At 64.5% G+C, this 15,775-nt stretch carries 13 protein-coding genes; 8 read left to right on the forward strand and 5 right to left on the reverse strand.

What is annotated here, in order from left to right; translation table 11 throughout:
• Nucleotides 1-220 precede the first annotated feature (220 nt).
• Nucleotides 221-631: an SBBP repeat-containing protein gene (locus IPK66_01040; GenBank protein MBK8173920.1), complete on the forward strand. Its 411-nt coding sequence runs from the start codon at nt 221-223 to the stop codon at nt 629-631.
• 406 nt (nt 632-1,037) lie between these two features.
• On the opposite strand, the gene IPK66_01045 is transcribed toward IPK66_01040, so the two are convergent.
• Nucleotides 1,038-1,421, reverse strand: coding sequence for a transposase (locus IPK66_01045; protein ID MBK8173921.1), 384 nt, complete (start codon nt 1,419-1,421; stop codon nt 1,038-1,040).
• Nucleotides 1,422-1,637: 216 nt separating this feature from the next.
• Between IPK66_01045 and IPK66_01050 the strand changes: the two genes are divergently transcribed.
• From IPK66_01050 to IPK66_01070, 5 genes are all read left to right on the forward strand, one after another.
• Nucleotides 1,638-1,913: a hypothetical protein gene (locus IPK66_01050; GenBank protein ID MBK8173922.1), complete on the forward strand. Its 276-nt coding sequence runs from the start codon at nt 1,638-1,640 to the stop codon at nt 1,911-1,913.
• A 118-nt stretch (nt 1,914-2,031) separates the two neighbouring features.
• Nucleotides 2,032-4,236, forward strand: a complete 2,205-nt coding sequence (locus IPK66_01055; protein ID MBK8173923.1) for an FdhF/YdeP family oxidoreductase — start codon at nt 2,032-2,034, stop codon at nt 4,234-4,236.
• Between the two features lie 34 nt (nt 4,237-4,270).
• Nucleotides 4,271-4,540, forward strand: a complete 270-nt coding sequence (locus IPK66_01060) for a MoaD/ThiS family protein (GenBank protein MBK8173924.1) — start codon at nt 4,271-4,273, stop codon at nt 4,538-4,540.
• Between the two features lie 2 nt (nt 4,541-4,542).
• The gene (locus tag IPK66_01065; GenBank protein ID MBK8173925.1) at nt 4,543-5,643 is read left to right on the forward strand and encodes an exo-alpha-sialidase; all 1,101 of its coding nucleotides are present in this window, start codon (nt 4,543-4,545) and stop codon (nt 5,641-5,643) included.
• 531 nt (nt 5,644-6,174) lie between these two features.
• The gene (locus IPK66_01070; protein ID MBK8173926.1) at nt 6,175-6,393 is read left to right on the forward strand and encodes a hypothetical protein; all 219 of its coding nucleotides are present in this window, start codon (nt 6,175-6,177) and stop codon (nt 6,391-6,393) included.
• Between the two features lie 63 nt (nt 6,394-6,456).
• Here IPK66_01070 and IPK66_01075 read toward each other — a convergent pair whose 3' ends face one another.
• From IPK66_01075 to IPK66_01090, 4 genes are all read right to left on the reverse strand, one after another.
• Complete coding sequence (locus IPK66_01075; GenBank protein MBK8173927.1) at nt 6,457-8,340, reverse strand: tetratricopeptide repeat protein; 1,884 nt, start codon at nt 8,338-8,340, stop codon at nt 6,457-6,459.
• A gap of 7 nt (nt 8,341-8,347) precedes the next feature.
• Nucleotides 8,348-9,982: a tetratricopeptide repeat protein gene (locus IPK66_01080; GenBank protein MBK8173928.1), complete on the reverse strand. Its 1,635-nt coding sequence runs from the start codon at nt 9,980-9,982 to the stop codon at nt 8,348-8,350.
• 51 nt (nt 9,983-10,033) lie between these two features.
• Nucleotides 10,034-10,882, reverse strand: a complete 849-nt coding sequence (locus IPK66_01085; GenBank protein ID MBK8173929.1) for a sulfotransferase domain-containing protein — start codon at nt 10,880-10,882, stop codon at nt 10,034-10,036.
• Nucleotides 10,883-10,984: 102 nt separating this feature from the next.
• Nucleotides 10,985-12,286, reverse strand: coding sequence for a porin (locus tag IPK66_01090; GenBank protein ID MBK8173930.1), 1,302 nt, complete (start codon nt 12,284-12,286; stop codon nt 10,985-10,987).
• Between the two features lie 298 nt (nt 12,287-12,584).
• On the opposite strand from IPK66_01090, the gene IPK66_01095 reads away from it, so the two are divergent.
• Both IPK66_01095 and IPK66_01100 read left to right on the forward strand, forming a co-directional pair.
• Entirely contained in the window at nt 12,585-13,067 is a 483-nt protein-coding gene (locus IPK66_01095) for a DUF3576 domain-containing protein (GenBank protein MBK8173931.1), read from the forward strand.
• A gap of 82 nt (nt 13,068-13,149) precedes the next feature.
• The gene (locus IPK66_01100; protein MBK8173932.1) at nt 13,150-15,708 is read left to right on the forward strand and encodes a leucine--tRNA ligase; all 2,559 of its coding nucleotides are present in this window, start codon (nt 13,150-13,152) and stop codon (nt 15,706-15,708) included.
• Nucleotides 15,709-15,775 lie beyond the last annotated feature (67 nt).

The following is a 15,775-nucleotide window of genomic DNA, read 5'->3' on the forward strand; positions in this document are numbered from 1 at the left end:
TCGGCGCTCGATGATAACATGAACATTTCACTCGGTACGTGGCCGGCAGTCTGCCACGATGGTCATTGCGTGAGACGGGGGCTGGCCAGCAGGGGGCGTACGGGCAGCACGCGAACACCTTTTCGGTATCTGTCACCCGCTCTCGACGTATGCGATCTCGACCGCGAGGCCGACTTGGTTCGGCGCCGGCACCTGAATCTTGGGGAGAGGAGCACGGACGATGGGCAGCAGACTGCGCACGATACTCGCCGCAACCCTGCTGGTGACGGCCACCACGGCCGCGGCGGCCGACCCAGAGTGGATCAAGCAGTTCGGGACGTACGAAGTAGATGGGGCTACCGGGATCGCGACCGGGCCGGACGGCCGGGTGCACGTCGTCGGCGACACCTACGGGCATTTCGGCGCATACAAGGGCGGACACGACGCCTTCGTCATCACCTTCGATCGCGACGGCCGCGAGCTGTGGCGCCACCAGCTGGGCACAGCCGAGGATGATGGTGTCACGGGCGTCGCCACCGACGCGGACGGTAACGTCTATGTGGTGGGCTGGACCAGCGAGCCGCGGCCGGGCAACAGTGTCGGCGCAGGGGACGTCTTTTTGATCAAGTACGGGCCGAACGGGCCGCAGTAGCGGCGCGCCTTAGCCGTCCGTTGACGATGTGTCTGTTGTGATCATGTCGGGTTGACGGTGGCGGCGACGACGAGGAGGCCGAAGTCGCCACCGCCGTCCGAGTCGGGGACAGCGACGAGGAGCGTCGTCAGGATTTCCTCGCGGCAAACGACGAACGGCCGCACCCGGCCGTGGGCTGCGGCCTCCTTCGGAGTTCCGGCGCCGATCGGCAAGCGCATCAGGATGCCGAGGCTGAGGCCGGCGACGTGGATCAGGTGGCGCTTGTGGACAGTTTCCCGGCGGCGCCGCCAGGTCCGGTGCATACCGCCGCGTTCGAGAGTGTGAGCGAACGTGAAGTGGACCCCTTTGGTGGGACCACTGGAGCATCGTTCCTGATCGGGAGGCTGGCCGGCTCTGTCCTTGTCGATCACGCCACGCAAGGCGTTTGTTGCTGTTGTCGCGGTGGGCATGTGGTCGACGCGGCCGCGTCGACCAAACGAAGTGTCATGTCCACGGCGTTGCCGGCCACGGTGCCGTGGATGCCGTCGCGCCACACCGCCATCGGGGTCCGGGCGGCCAGCGCCTGATGGGGACGTCGGCCATTGTAAAAGCCGATCCACGAGGTAATACCGACGCGCGCCTCGCGGCCGTCGGCGTAGCCCTTCAGATAGACGTCCTCGTCCTTCAGCGACCGCCACAGCCGTTCGATGAAGACGTTGCATCCATCGGCCGTCCATCGAGATCCGAATGTCGGCGCTCGCCAGCCGGCCGGTGAAGGCGGCGCTGATGGACTGGCTGCCCTGGTCGGTATCGAAGATCGTCAACACCAACAGTGTCGACAACCGCTATCTCGCATTCAATCTTCAGGTATGCTGCGACACCCTACGTGCGGTGCCCTCGACCGGCCCCCTCGTCGGTCTGACGAGCGTCTTCGCTGGGTTGGACAGGCGGGGCGACGAACACGCGAGCCTGCTCAGCGTCCCCGTTGGACACGCCCTTTCTTCCCTCGGATCTGGTTCGCTGCTTTGTGAATGCCCTCACCGCGACCCAGGCTCCCATCGCGTATGTCGCAACGGTGGAACGCGATCATCCCATCGTCGCCCTCTGGGGTCCGCAGTCGCGCGTCCTCGTCCGGCAGTTGTTCAAGGAACGGCCCGACATCAGCCTGCACGCCCTGATGTCGGCGCTGAGCGCCGCGCGCGTGGTCGTCGCCCATACCCCGTACGATCCGTTCTTCAACATCAACCGCGCCTCCGACCTCGAAGCGGCCGAGCGGATCGCGCGTTCGGCGGGCAGCCTCTGAAACCGCAGGTGTGCGCCAAAGTGTGGTAGTCTCAGTCCAGGCGACCAAGCAGCGTACGCAGGTTACGGAAGGCTTGCCGCTGCCAGAAGACGCCCAGAACGTGCATCGAGGTCGGGCGATGAAGAAGGTAACGCGGGGCGGCGGCTGGCCGGCGGTCGGTTACGCCTGGTCGAAGGCGCGCGAGGCCGGCGGCATCCTGCCGCTGTACCGGGCGCTGCGCTCGAAGAACACCTGCAAGAGCTGTTCGCTGGGCATGGGCGGCCAGCGGGGCGGCATGGTCAACGAAGGCGGCCAGTTCCCGCAGGTCTGCAAGAAATCGATGCAGGCGATGGTTGGCGATATGCAGGCGCCGATCCCGGCCGACTTCTGGCGCCGGTACGGCATCGCCGACCTGCAGGCGCTGACGCCGCGCGAACTCGAGCGGTGCGGCCGGCTGGTCGAACCGCTGCTCTATCGCCGCGGGCAGACGCGCTATACCCCGATCGGCTGGCCGGAAGCGCTTGATCGCATCGTCCGTGCGCTCAAGGCTACGCCGCCCGAGGCGACGTTCTGGTACGCCAGCGGCCGCAGCTCGAACGAAGCAGCCTTCCTGCTGCACCTGTTCGCGCGGCTCTACGGCACCAATACCGTCAACAATGTCAGCTACTACTGCCACAACGCCAGCAGCGTCGGGCTCGCCAGCGTCACCGGCAGCGGCACGGCGACGCTCGTCCTCGACGATCTCGAACACGCCGACCTCGTCTTTGTCATCGGCGGCAATCCGGCGAGCAACCATCCGCGGCTGATGCACACGCTGATCCACGTGCGCCGCCGCGGCGGCCGGGTGGTCATCCTCAATCCGGTCATCGAAACCGGGCTGGTGAACTTTGCCTCGCCCGGCGATCCGCGCAGCCTGCTGTTCGGCAGCGAGATCGCGAGCCTCTACGTCCAGCCGCACATCGGCGGCGATCTGGCACTGCTGACCGGCGTGGCAAAGCGCATCGACGAGATCGGCGCGATCGACGCGGCGTTTCTCGAGGCGCACTGCACCGGGTGGCCCGAACTCGCCCAGCGCCTGCGCAGCCTCGGCTGGGACGAGATCTGCGCCAGGAGCGGCGTTTCGCGCCAGGAGATCGGAACGCTCGCCGACGTCTATGCCAGCGCCAGCAACGCCGTCTTCGCCTGGACGATGGGGATCACGCATCACGTGCACGGCGTCGAGAACGTGCAGGCGATCGCCAACCTGGCGCTGATGCGCGGCATGGTCGGCCGGCCACACACGGGCCTGCTGCCGCTGCGCGGCCACTCCAACGTCCAGGGCGTGGGCTCCGTCGGCGTCACGCCGACGCTGAAGGAGGCCGTCTTCGAGCGGCTGCAGACGCATTTCGGCATCCGCCTGCCGACCACGCCCGGCCTCGATACGATGGCGGCGATGGAGGCGGCGGCGGAGGGACGCCTGCAGCGGGCCTTCTGCCTCGGCGGCAACCTCTACGGCTCCAATCCCGACGCGGCGTTCGCGCAGGCAGCGCTCTCGAGCCTCAAGCTGCTGGTCCAGGTCAGCACCAAGCTGAACACCGGCCACGCCCATGCGCTCGCGGACGAAACCATCATCCTGCCCTCGCTCGCCCGCGACGAAGAACCGCAGGCGACGACGCAGGAATCGATGTTCAACTTCATCCGGCTGAGCGACGGCGGACCAGCGCGGTACGAAGGCCCGCGCAGCGAGGTTGAGATCGTTGCGCACCTGGCCGGCGAAGTCCTGGGCGCGCCCAGTCCGATCGACTGGCGGGCAATGGCGGATGCGCGGCGGATCCGCGAGGCGATCGCGGCCGTCGTCCCCGGCTTCGAGCCGATGGCCCGGATCGACGAGACGAAGCAGGAATTCCAGGTCGGCGGGCGCACGTTCCATGCGCCGACATTCGCCACGCCCGACGGCCGCGCCAGACTGCACGTCCACGACCTGCCGGACCTCGCGGGCGGCGACCGCACCCTGCGGCTGATGACCGTGCGCAGCGAGGGCCAGTTCAACACCGTCGTCTACGAGGACCACGACCTCTATCGCGGCGTCGAGGGCCGCGACGTCATCCTGCTGCACCCCGACGACGTGGCCCGTCTCGGGCTGGGGGACGGACAGCGGATCACCGTGCGCAGCGGGACGGGCGCCATGCCCGGGATACGGATCGTCGCCTTCGGGAACATCCGCCCGGGCAATGCGCTGATGTACTACCCCGAGGCCAACGTGCTCGTCGGCCGCGCCGTCGATCCGCAATCGAAGACCCCGGCGTTCAAGAACGTGCTGGTGACGATCGAAGCCGGCGCGCCGGCTCTGGCGGGCGCCGCCTGAAGCGGGGCGAGAGCGAAGGGACGAGGTGCGCGCGATGGCACGGATCGAGTTCACCACCAACCTGCAGCGCCACATCGCCTGCCCGGAAGCCGACGTTGCCGGCAACACCGTGCGCGAGGTTCTCGAGGGCGTATTCGCACGCAATCCGCGGGCCCGGGGCTACGTGCTCGACGATCAGGCGGCCCTTCGCAAGCACATGAACATTTTCGTCGACGGCGAGGTCATCCGCGACCGGGCGGGCCTCTCCGACGCGGTCACCGAAAACAGTTGCATCTTCGTCTTTCAGGCACTTTCCGGAGGCTGATGATGAGCGAGGCGCTTGCAGTATCGACGCGCAAGGGGTTGTTCACGGTCGCGCGCGCGAACGGACACTGGCAGATCGCCCAGGTCGATTTCCTCGGCGACAATGTCTCGCTGACCCTGAGCGACCCGCGCGACGGGGTGCGCTATGCCGCCCTCGATCACGGCCATTTCGGCGTCAAGCTGCATCGCTGGTCGGGCTTGGCATGGGAGGAGATTGCCACGCCCACCTATCCGCCCAAGCCGGAGGGCGATGAAGAGCTTGACATGTGGAGCCGGCCGCTGCCGTGGAGCACGGTGCGCATCTGGGCGCTGGCGGCAGGCGGGCGCGACGAGCCTGGCGTACTGTGGTGCGGCACGATCCCGGGCGGCCTGTTCCGCTCGGCCGACCATGGCCAGAGCTGGGAGATGGTGCGCTCGCTCTGGGATCACCCCAAGCGCCGGAAATGGATGGGCGGCGGTGCGGATCTTCCCGGCCTGCATTCGATCTGCGTCGATCCCGCCGATCCCAGCCGTGTCTCCGTCGCCGTTTCGACCGGGGGGATCTGGTTCAGCGACGACGCCGGGGCGAGCTGGTCGCAACGCGGCGAGGGCATGCGCGCGGCCTATCTGCCGCCCGAGCTGGCTCACGATCCGATCGCCCAGGACGTCCACTGCCTCGTCCAGTGCCCGGCCGCACCGCAGCGCATGTGGGTCCAGCACCACAACGGCATCTTCGTCTCCTCGGACGAGGGCCGGACCTTCAGCGAGATCAAGGGCATCGAGCCGTCGACGTTCGGCTTCCCGGTGGCCGTGCATCCCAGCGACCCCGACACGGCGTGGTTCGTGCCCGAAATCAAGGACGAAAAGCGCATCCCCCGCGACGGCCGGCTGGTGGTGACCCGCACCCGCGACGGCGGCCGCAGCTTCGAGGTGCTGACCGAAGGCCTGCCACAGGTCCACGCCTACGACGTGGTCTACCGCCACGCGCTTGCGATCGACACCACCGGCGAACGCCTGGCCTTCGGGTCTACGACCGGCGGCCTGTGGGTCAGCGAAAACCAGGGCGACACCTGGGCGTGTGTCTCGCACACTCTGCCGCCGATCTATGCAGTGACGTTCATGTAGACCGCGGAGGCTGATTAGCGGATGACACGCTCCGCTTGCTGAACGCTTTCTCCCATTTTCGACCGCTCTGGCCTGCTTCCGGTTTCGTGGACACCGAGATAAGGTGTTTGACGGAACTGGAGAGTGGGAATGCTTTGCGTGGTGTTGGCAGATCAAGCGCCGGCCGGCGGATCGGCCGGCGACGAGGGGGGGGGGGAGGAGCGAAATCTTTGCATGGGCCTGCGGGCAGGATCGAGACCGCGTCTGGGAAGAGACACGGGTTCAGTCCACGCCGGCCGCCCCGGCGGGCAGTCCCGGTTTCCCGTACCGCAGGCGCGACAAAGAGGGAGGGACACGCATGATCGGATCGAAACGTTTGCTGCATTTCGCCCGCTCGGCCGTCGGCCGGGTCGGGCGCGGAGGCCTGGAGGAGGCCATACCGGTTCGTCCGGGCCGACGTGGGGGCCGGCAGGGAGGCGGTTCCCGGGGCTTTCCGCGGCGCCGTGCGAGCGCCCGGGACGAGGTTCGGCGGGGTTTGGCGTACGCCCGACAATGCTCCTTGTCATCAGCAGCCTGCTCGGTTTCGATGCGCGCGGCTACCGCGATCGCCTCGATCAGCATCCGTGCTGCCTCAACATCCTCGATTTCCGCGACGCCGGCCGGGCGCGCCTGATGCTGTTCAACGACGTCTCGCACTACGAGGGCGTCCTTCTGCGCATGACCCGCGAACACCTGGCCCGGTGGTGGGATTCGGGCGACGGCGCGAGGTGATCGGCAGCCGGGCAGGGGCATCGAAGGGCGGCGCGATTTTCTGGCTGGCTCAGGGCCGCCAGCTCAGCTCGAATAGCCGAACGCGTCGATATAAGGCTGCAGGATCGGCAGCACGCCGGCGAAGGCATCGGCGTAGTTTCGCCAACGATCAATTGAGCGCGTGTAGATCGGCTGGACAACCTGCGAATAGCTGGGCGTCGCGATCGTTCGGCCTTGCGCGTGCTGGGCATAATTCAGCACCGCGTCATCCCAGGGCAGTCCAAGGGAATCGAGAATGCGGAACGTCTCGGCGCGGAAATCAGCGACGAGATCCTCGTAGCGCACGGTGATGACGGTAAGCGGCAGAACGGTGCGATAGTGCAGCCACAAATCCATCGTCAGGGCGTAAAAGCGCGCCGTCGAATCGAGGCTGTCGAACAGCACCATTGCCGCGTTGGGTTGCATCGCCTGCATGAAGCCACTGAGCACGACGTCGCAGGGGTGGCGCAAGGCGAGCAGGATGGGGGCGTGCGGAAACAGCCGGTGGATCAGGCCGACGTCGATGGTGTTCAACGGCATCTTGTCGACGAGGCGCCGCTGCCCGAGGTTGCCCACGTGTTGGGCGACCTCGGAAAAGTAGCGATTGCGCAACCGGGTGATGTCTTTCGACGAAAACGTCGCCATGGCGTCGGGATAACCATCCGGCCGGCGTTCGATCACCCGTCGCACCTGATCGATCGCGTCCTTCTCTTCCATTGTCGAAAGCGCCGGATGAGAATCGAGGATCTGGTCGAGCAAGGTCGTCCCGGAGCGCGGGAAGCCCACCAGAAAAATCGGCTCGGGCTGCTCTGTTCGCGGAGCCGCCGCCCACGACGCGACCCATAGCGGGCTGAATTTACGGCGCAGCCGCTCGATCATCTGCGGAAAGATCGTCCGGTCGATGTTCCGGGCGGCGGCGACGCGCGCAAGCAGGCCGTTCGCCGCAACGAAGGCCGGATAGGCGCGGGAATAGTCTTTGAGCCGGTCAAGGATCTGCCCGCGCTCGAAGGCTGCATAGGCCCAGGTTTCGGCATCGAGCGGGCTGATCGCCGCCCGTTCGCCGGACCCGAGGGCATCGAGCCGGCGCAAACCGTCGTCGGGCCGGCCGAGGCGTCGCTCGACGCGCGCGGCGGTAACGACGGCACGGACATCGCCGGAATCGCGCGCGAGGGCCTCCTGGGCTGCAGCGAGCGCTTCTTCGAGCCGGTTTTCGCGCTCGAGAAGCGCGGCCAACGCGGCGTGGGACGCCGGATCGGCTCCATCGATCGCAATGGCGCGACGCAAGGCCGTTTCTGCGTCCTGGCGTTCGCCTTGCGCCCCTAATGCATCGGCAAGATACCGCAGCGCCTTTGTCCAGTCGGGGCGGATTGCCAGAGCACGCCGAAAGCTCTCGACTGCTTCGGCGGGGCGATCTTGCAGATGCAAGGCGCGCCCGCGGTTGCACCACGCCTCGGCATAGGCGGGCATCGCCGCGATGGCCCGATCGTAAGCGACAATCGCGGGCTCCAGGTGCCCCTGGCGAAGCAAGGCATTGCCGAGATTGTTCAGCGCTTCGGGATACATCGGATCGAGGTCGATCGCATCGCGAAACAGCCGCTCCGCCTCGTCTGGACGGTCCTCGTCGAGAAAGATAACGCCGAGCGAGTTCGCGTAGGTCGCCTGCCGGGGATTCAGCGCGATTGCCTGCTCGATCGCGCGCCGCGCTTCGAGAAGCTCGCCGCGACGGTGGGCGACCAGTCCAAGCAGATGCAGCGCATCGCTTTGGCGGGGATCAAGCTTCAAAACCCGCCGATAGATGTCTGCGGCGCGATCAATCTGCCCTTGACGATGGAATCGGACGCCGTCGGCAAGAAGGCGTCCGACCTCGCGCAGCGACGAAGGAGAACCGCCTGCGGTCCCCGCCGCGCCGGAATGAGAGCGGCGCCTCACGGTGCGTTCACCTCCCCTCTGATCCGAATGTCGAACGGACCCTTTGCGTCACCCGCGCGGTCAGCTCTGCCCAGTCGCCCGGCGCGCTTTGACGAATCAAGCGCGCGCTCGCATACCACGGGCTGTCCTCGCGCGCGAGGAGCCAGCGCCATTCAGGCACGAAGGGCAGTAGAATCCACACAGGCCGATCCATCGCTCCCGCCAGATGTGCGGCCGCCGTATCGACCGAGATAACCAGATCGAGGTTGGCGATGAGCGCGGCAGTTTGGGCAAAATCGCCGAGTTCCGTTTGGAAATCGAGGATCGTTCCAGGCGCAAACGCCGAAAGCTGGTTCGGCGCTGCCGGAACCTGAAGACTTACGTACGTCGCCGAGGTTGCGGCGGCGAGGGTGGCCAGTTCGCTCGCCGGCATGGATCGATTGTGGTCGTTCTCATGGCGCGGATTGCCGGCCCAGACGAGACCAATCAGGGGGCGGGCGCACGCTTCGAGGCGCTGGTGCCAGTATCGCACGTCGTCGGTGTTCGCACGCAGATAAGGAACGGCGCGAGGAACCGTACATAAGGACGTTCCCAAGCGGTGCGGCAGGCTCATCAGGGGAACGTGGCAATCAAACGACGACACATCGTCACTTTTAGCGACAACCCGCGCGATCCCGTTTTCTCCGACCAAAGACTGTTCAAACAGGCGTTGCAGGGGCCGCCGGCATTCGAGGATGACCCGCGCCCCCCGCATGGCCAAAAGGGACGCATAGCGGGCGAACTGGATCGCCGAACCCAGGCCCTGTTCGGCATGGACGAAAATGGTTCGCCCGGCGGGATCGGACCCGTCCCACGCCGGCGCCGCGAACGTGCGCGAAGGCGTGGCAAAACCCGGCATGCGCCAGCGCCATTCGTATTCGGCGAAACCCTCCTCGAGGCGCCCCAGGAGCAATTGGAGCATAGCCCGGTTGCCGTGCGCTGCGGCATGGTTCGCATCAGCCGCGATGGCACGCTCGTAGGCCACCAGCGCCTCGGCGTAGCGGGCCTGTTCCTGAAGGACGAGTCCTAGGTTGGCAAGGGCGGACGGGTACGTCGGACGCAGGTCGAGTGCCGCGCGCAACGCGCGTTCGGCATCGTCAAGCCGGCCGATTGCCCGCAATCCGCTGCCAAGGTTGTTCTGCGCTTCGGCATAAGCCGGGCGAAGAGCGAGGGCTTGCTCATAACAGGCCACGGCCGCCTGCGGCTGTCCCTGAGCAACGAGAATGTTCCCCATGACGTTATGGGCTTCGGCATTGTTACCATCGAGGCGGAGCGCGATGTCGATGGACTGCGCCGCCTCGTCGTATCGCCCCAGCGATAACAATGCCGCGCTCCGGCTGATCCGAAACGCGGCAAGCTTATCGTTGGCCGCGATCGCCGAATCGATCGACGCCAATGCCTCGGCCGCACGACCCATGCCCAGTTCCGCGACCCCCAAAAGGTGGCACGCGTCGGCGTGTCGTGGTTCTCGTGCGAGCAGACGACGATATAAGGTCGCGGCTTGGGCGAGGTGGCCAAGGCGATGTTGTGCGAGCGCCTCAGCGAGCAGGCGCTGGGCCGCAAGATCGACCGTGCCTTGCCCGCGCTTTTCCCGCCGTCGCATCCGTTCCGTGCTCGCCGCCATTCGAGACGGTCCAAACCTTAATCGATCTGCGCAAAAACACGAACGGCCGCCTTACACGCGCAACCGGTTATCTGGTTCAAGATAACCGAGCTTGATCATCTGATCGCGATGGCACTTGATCACAGTATCGATCTGTTCGGCGGATAATTCGTTGCGATATCCGCCGACCTTGCCGCGCCGAAAGAACGCCTGCGCGTGACTCGACCGTTCGACAAAACCTGAGCGGCGTTCCTGTTCGGCCAGGACCGCAAACGAACTCTGGCGGATCGCCCGTTTCAACTGTTCCCGCTCTCGCGCCAGTCCGAGAAAATCGACGGCGTCGCCGAAGGTGCGTTGTGGCGAAGTGGTCATGTCTTCATAGCGTAAAACGCAGCGCCGCAGGCCGCTTGCCTCGGTCCAGCTCCGCACATGGGTGCTCCAATCGGAGATAATCTGGAGAATATGCCCGTCCTTTGGCTCGATCTGCAGATCAGGCAAGCAGACGGCGCGAACGCCCTCGTCCATCGTGAGCCCATAGTGATGCGCGAAAGACACAGCAACGTCGAGTGGGTTGCGCACGACATAAAGTGCCGCGTACGTCGCCTCTGGGGTGATGGTCGGAAGGCCGGCGATGAGCGTCAAGACGGTGTGAGTCTTGACGAAGACGCGAGCCGGGCTCGTGTCGGACAAGAAGCGTTGAACCCGCGGCCGCAACGCGTTGATCTCGTCCCAGTGCAACTCACCGGCGGACTTACCCGATAGCGTAACGTACGGATCGATCCGCATATCGCCATGGGCGAAGCTCGGTAGCGCGTTGATATCGACCGGTGCGACGCCTCGTGCGAGATAGTTGGCGAGAAACGCTCGCAGCCACGTGTTTCCGGACTTGGGATAGGACGCGAGCCAGACGATCCTGTTCATCGTCGTCTCGTCCAACCAATCGTGGCGATCAAAGGCGGGAAGAGCGGACGTTGAAGGAGGGCGGTTGACCGCCCTCCTCCACAGGTTCGTGATCGTTTTCGATCAGAAGCTAAGCTTAAGTCCAGTGGTGCCGCCCACGCCTTGGTTGGCGGACATCTGGTTTTCTTCCTGCCAGTCATAATAGAAGACGCCGCCGACCACCTTGATGCCCGGGCCGAGCGCGTACGAGCCGCTGATGACCGCCTGGTCAAGGCGATCGACACCGCCGACCGACGTCTTGTTGTTTGTGCCGGTCTCATAATCGATACCGACCTTATAGGGGCCGAATTCGTAAGCCGCACCGACGGTCCAGCCCATTCCATTCGACTTGATCGCGCTGCCGGCAGGCGCGCCGGTCGTCCCCGCCTGGGCAGCCGAGACCACGCCGCGCTGGCCTTGCGGCACCATCATCCAGCCACCGCCCGCACTAAATCCGGCGAAGCTGAACTGAGCGCCCGCGTTATAGGCTAAAAGATTTGAATTGTTGGCGTTGGCTGCACCGGAAATGCCCTGCGCCCACAGGATGCCGCCGGAAGCCTGGACTCCGAAGTCGCCAAACGTGTCCTTGAAATTGATGCCGCCAGCAACGCCGTCGCTCAGGCCGGAGTTTCTGCCGTTATCACCGCTTCCCAACTGAGTCAGCGCGCTGTTGTTGTCGCCACCGGACTCAAGGTTCGGAATATATGAGGCACCCACCTGAAAGCCCGCAAAGCGCGGCGTGATGTAGGTGAACTTTCCGGAGTCGTTATCGTTGACACGCAGGTTGGTGGTGCAGATCGGCGAGTCGAACAGGTTGGCGCCAAGACCGCCGTAGCTGGTCTGCGTTCCCGTGCCCGTCTCAAAGGCGCGAATGTTGCACAGGTCGCCCGAATCGAGGCTGACACCGCCATCGGGAGCGGTGACATGGAGCAGGTAGCCGGCGTTGTTCTCGTCGCCGATAATCACCTGGCCCATGGTCGGCGACTGGAGGAACAAGTACGATTCGTCAACCGTATCGGCTTCAGTGAAAGCTTCGAGCTGGACGTTGATGCCAACGGTCAGCCCGTTGTCCAACGTCGTCTGGCCGATGACGCAGATTTCCGAGTTGTGCTTGTTATCGACCAGATTCGTCTGGCGATGCTGGTTGTTGGTACCAACGGCGGTGCGGGTGGTGTAGTCCTGATCGGTGATCACGCCCCACTGCTGATAGTAACCGCTAAGGCCAAGCTTGATCTTCTCGGCCGCCTGCGAAGTTGTCGTCGCAGGCGCCGGTGCCGGCAAGGCCTCGCGATACGGCGACGGCGATTGGGCTGCGGCATCCCCCGCGGCACCAGCGACCAGAGCCGCGGCAGTCAGCGCGGTCGTCGCGTACAGTAGCTTTCTCATCCGTACCCTCACGTTCTTCCAATTCGGTTCGATCTGCGGTTCCGGACGTCTCGGGGACGCCCCTGTCGGTAATCAACGTCATTCAAGACACGGTAAACTTGCCCGATCAACTCTTGGGCGCGCTTGGGTGTGCTTAATTTTCAGCACTGTGCCACGACAGCAACAGATGGCGGCAGGGAGGGTATGTTGACACCCACACCCCGCGGGTTTAGGAGCATTGGGAGCAGAAGGATTGGGTGATATGGCGACGGTTTTACGACGGCGATCCGGCATTGTATTGGTTTCGGGTCTTGTCGCGATGTTTCTGGTGAGTTGCGGAGACATCCAAACCGAAGGCGTCTATCCGAATCGGAATCGCGGTGAGTCTACCCCTTACCAGACTCGCAGTTCGATCTTTGGTGAATCCGGCGCCACCCTTGGCGGCAACGATCAGCAAAATGGAGAGTCGGGCGGCGGAATCGGCGTTAATGGATTCTTGTGGCGGGCAACCCTCGATACCGTGGCCTTCATGCCGGTCAATTCTGCTGACCCGTTTGGGGGAGTTATCATTACCGATTGGTACGCGATGCCTGAGGCGCCGCTCGAACGGTTCAAGATGAACGTCTATATCCTTGGGCGCTCACTGCGCGCCGACGGCATTCGCGTCGCGGTGTTCCGGCAGGTCCAGGTCGAAGGCGGCCAGTGGCAGGACGCGATGGTTCCCGATTCCGCCAACGTGCAGATCGAAGACGCCATCCTGACCAGAGCGCGGCAATTGCGGTTCGATACCCTCCAGCAGTGACGTTCAAGCTTCGCGCGGGGCGCTCGAGCTCTCGGAAGGCTTTTTCGCCGGACAAGAACGACAGGCTGGATGACGATACGCGATGTCCCGGTACAATTTTTCTTTAGCCGAATCGAAATGGCAGGCGGTCTGGGAAGAGCGCGGCTGTTTCACCACGCGGTGTGATTCGACGCGCCCTAAGTATTACGTGTTGGAGATGTTCCCCTATCCATCCGGGCGCATCCACATGGGGCACGTACGCAATTACACGCTCGGGGACGTTGTCGCGCGGTTTCGCCGGGCACAAGGCTACGACGTGCTCCACCCGATGGGATGGGATGCTTTCGGACTACCTGCGGAGAATGCCGCGATGCAGCGCCGGGTACACCCGGCGATCTGGACACGCGAAAACATCGCCGTTATGCGCACACAGCTTCGCCGTATGGGGCTGTCGTACGACTGGTCCCGGGAGTTCGCCACCTGCGATGCTGATTATTATCAGCACGAACAAAAAATGTTTCTCGATTTCCTCCAGGCCGGCCTCGTCTACCGCCGCGAAGCCTGGGTCAACTGGGATCCGATCGAGCAGACCGTTCTCGCCAACGAGCAGGTGATCGACGGCTGCGGATGGCGCTCGGGAGCGCCGATCGAACGGCGAAAACTTTCCCAATGGTTCCTTCGCATCACCGCGTTCGCCGAGGAGCTTCTGGCCGCGCTGCCGAAGCTCGAGCGTTGGCCGGATCGTGTCCGCCTGATGCAGGAGAAATGGATCGGCCGCTCGGACGGCGCGCGCGTCCTGTTCGCGCTTGAGGATCGAGAGGATCGGCTGGAAATCTTCACGACACGCCCCGATACGCTGTTCGGAGCGTCGTTTTGTGCTGTTGCCCCAGACCATCCGCTTGCGCTCGAGCGCGCGGCGCAAGACCCGCAACTGGCGGTGTTTGTGGCGGAATGCGCCCGCGGGGGCACGAGCGAGGCAGAAATCGAAACGCAGGAAAAGCGCGGATACGATACGGGGCTCCGCGCCTTGCACCCGTTCGATGCCTCGTGGAAAGTACCAGTCTACGTTGCCAATTTCGTGCTGACGGAATACGGGACCGGTGCGATCTTCGGCTGCCCGGCCCATGATCAGCGCGACCTGGACTTTGCCCGCGCCTACGGCCTGCCGGTCGTTCCCGTCGTCGCGCCGTCAGATGTCGAGCCTTTGTCGTTTCGCATCGAGACCACGGCCTATGTCGGTCCTGGTGTGATGATCAATTCGCGATTTCTCGACGGGCTGAGTGTGGAGGCGGCCAAGACGGAGGCAACGCACCGGCTCGTGGCCTTGGGCGCGGGAAACGCCGAGGTAACCTACCGCCTGCGGGATTGGGGCGTTTCTCGTCAGCGTTACTGGGGGTGTCCGATCCCGATCGTTCATTGCCCCGTTTGCGGTGTTGTCGCGGTTCCTGTAGGCGATTTGCCCGTCCGCTTGCCGGAGGACGTCAGCTTTGACGGCTCGGGAAATCCCCTGGAACGTCATCCGACCTGGAAGCACGTCCAGTGCCCTCGATGTCGCGGCGACGCAACGCGGGAGACCGATACGTTCGATACGTTCTTTGAATCCTCGTGGTATTTCGCCCGCTTCTGTTCGCCGCACGCGCCCGGTGGCCTTGATCGTGAAAGCGTCGACCACTGGCTCCCCGTTGACCAATATATTGGTGGAATCGAGCATGCCATCCTGCATCTGCTGTACTCGCGCTTTTTTACCCGGGCGTTGAAGCGCTGCGGGTATGTCGGTGTCGAGGAACCGTTCGCCGGCCTGATGACGCAAGGAATGGTCTGCCACGAGACCTACCGCGCAGCCGATGGCAGCTGGCGGGCACCGGATGAGATTGAACGCGTCGGCGGCTCGGTCATCGATCGTTCGACAGGTGTGCCGATCACGGTGGGCCGCTCGGAAAAAATGTCGAAGTCGAAGAAGAACATCGTCGATCCCGAAGGCATCATCGCGGCTTATGGCGCGGATACGGCGCGCCTGTTCATGTTGTCGGACAGCCCGCCGGACCGCGACCTCGAATGGACAGAGACCGGAATCGACGGCGCATGGCGTTTCATCAACCGGTTGTGGCGCCTGGTCACCGCTCCGGCGGACGAGGCCGCAATCTCGGACAAGCCCTCGGGGGACGCGGGCGAGCGCCGGGAGACGTTGGTCCGCGAAACACATCGGGCGATCCACCGGATCACCGACGATCTCGAGCGGTTCAGATTTAACCGGGCGGTTGCCGGATGTCGTGAGTTCGTCAACTCGATCATGGAGTTTTCGCTCGCCACACCCGCCTGCAGGCAGGCGCGCGATAAGGCGATATCGGTTCTTGTCGTGCTGATCAGCCCGCTGATGCCGCATCTGGCCGAGGAGCTATGGTGTGCGTTGGGGAACACTGGTCTGGTTGTCGAGCAGCCGTGGCCGATTGCGGACCAGACTCTCCTGCGAGAGGAGCGGGTTACCCTCGCCGTGCAGATTAACGGTAAGCTCAAGGCGACGGTCGAACTCGCGAAGGACAGTCGCGAGATCGACGCGCGGGTGGCCGCCCTTGGTTTGCCGAAGGTATCCGAGATCCTTGCCGGACGCGAGCCCCGCAAGGTAATCGTCGTGCCGAACCGGATCGTCAACGTGGTGATTTAGCGATGCGTCTCAGGCGGATTCGCGACGACAGGCGGGCGGCGGCAATGCCGGATGGCTCGGTTGCCCA

This window comes from Rhodospirillales bacterium, from assembly GCA_016712595.1.
In the GTDB taxonomy this organism is placed as follows: Bacteria; Pseudomonadota; Alphaproteobacteria; order Rhodospirillales; family Defluviicoccaceae; genus Defluviicoccus.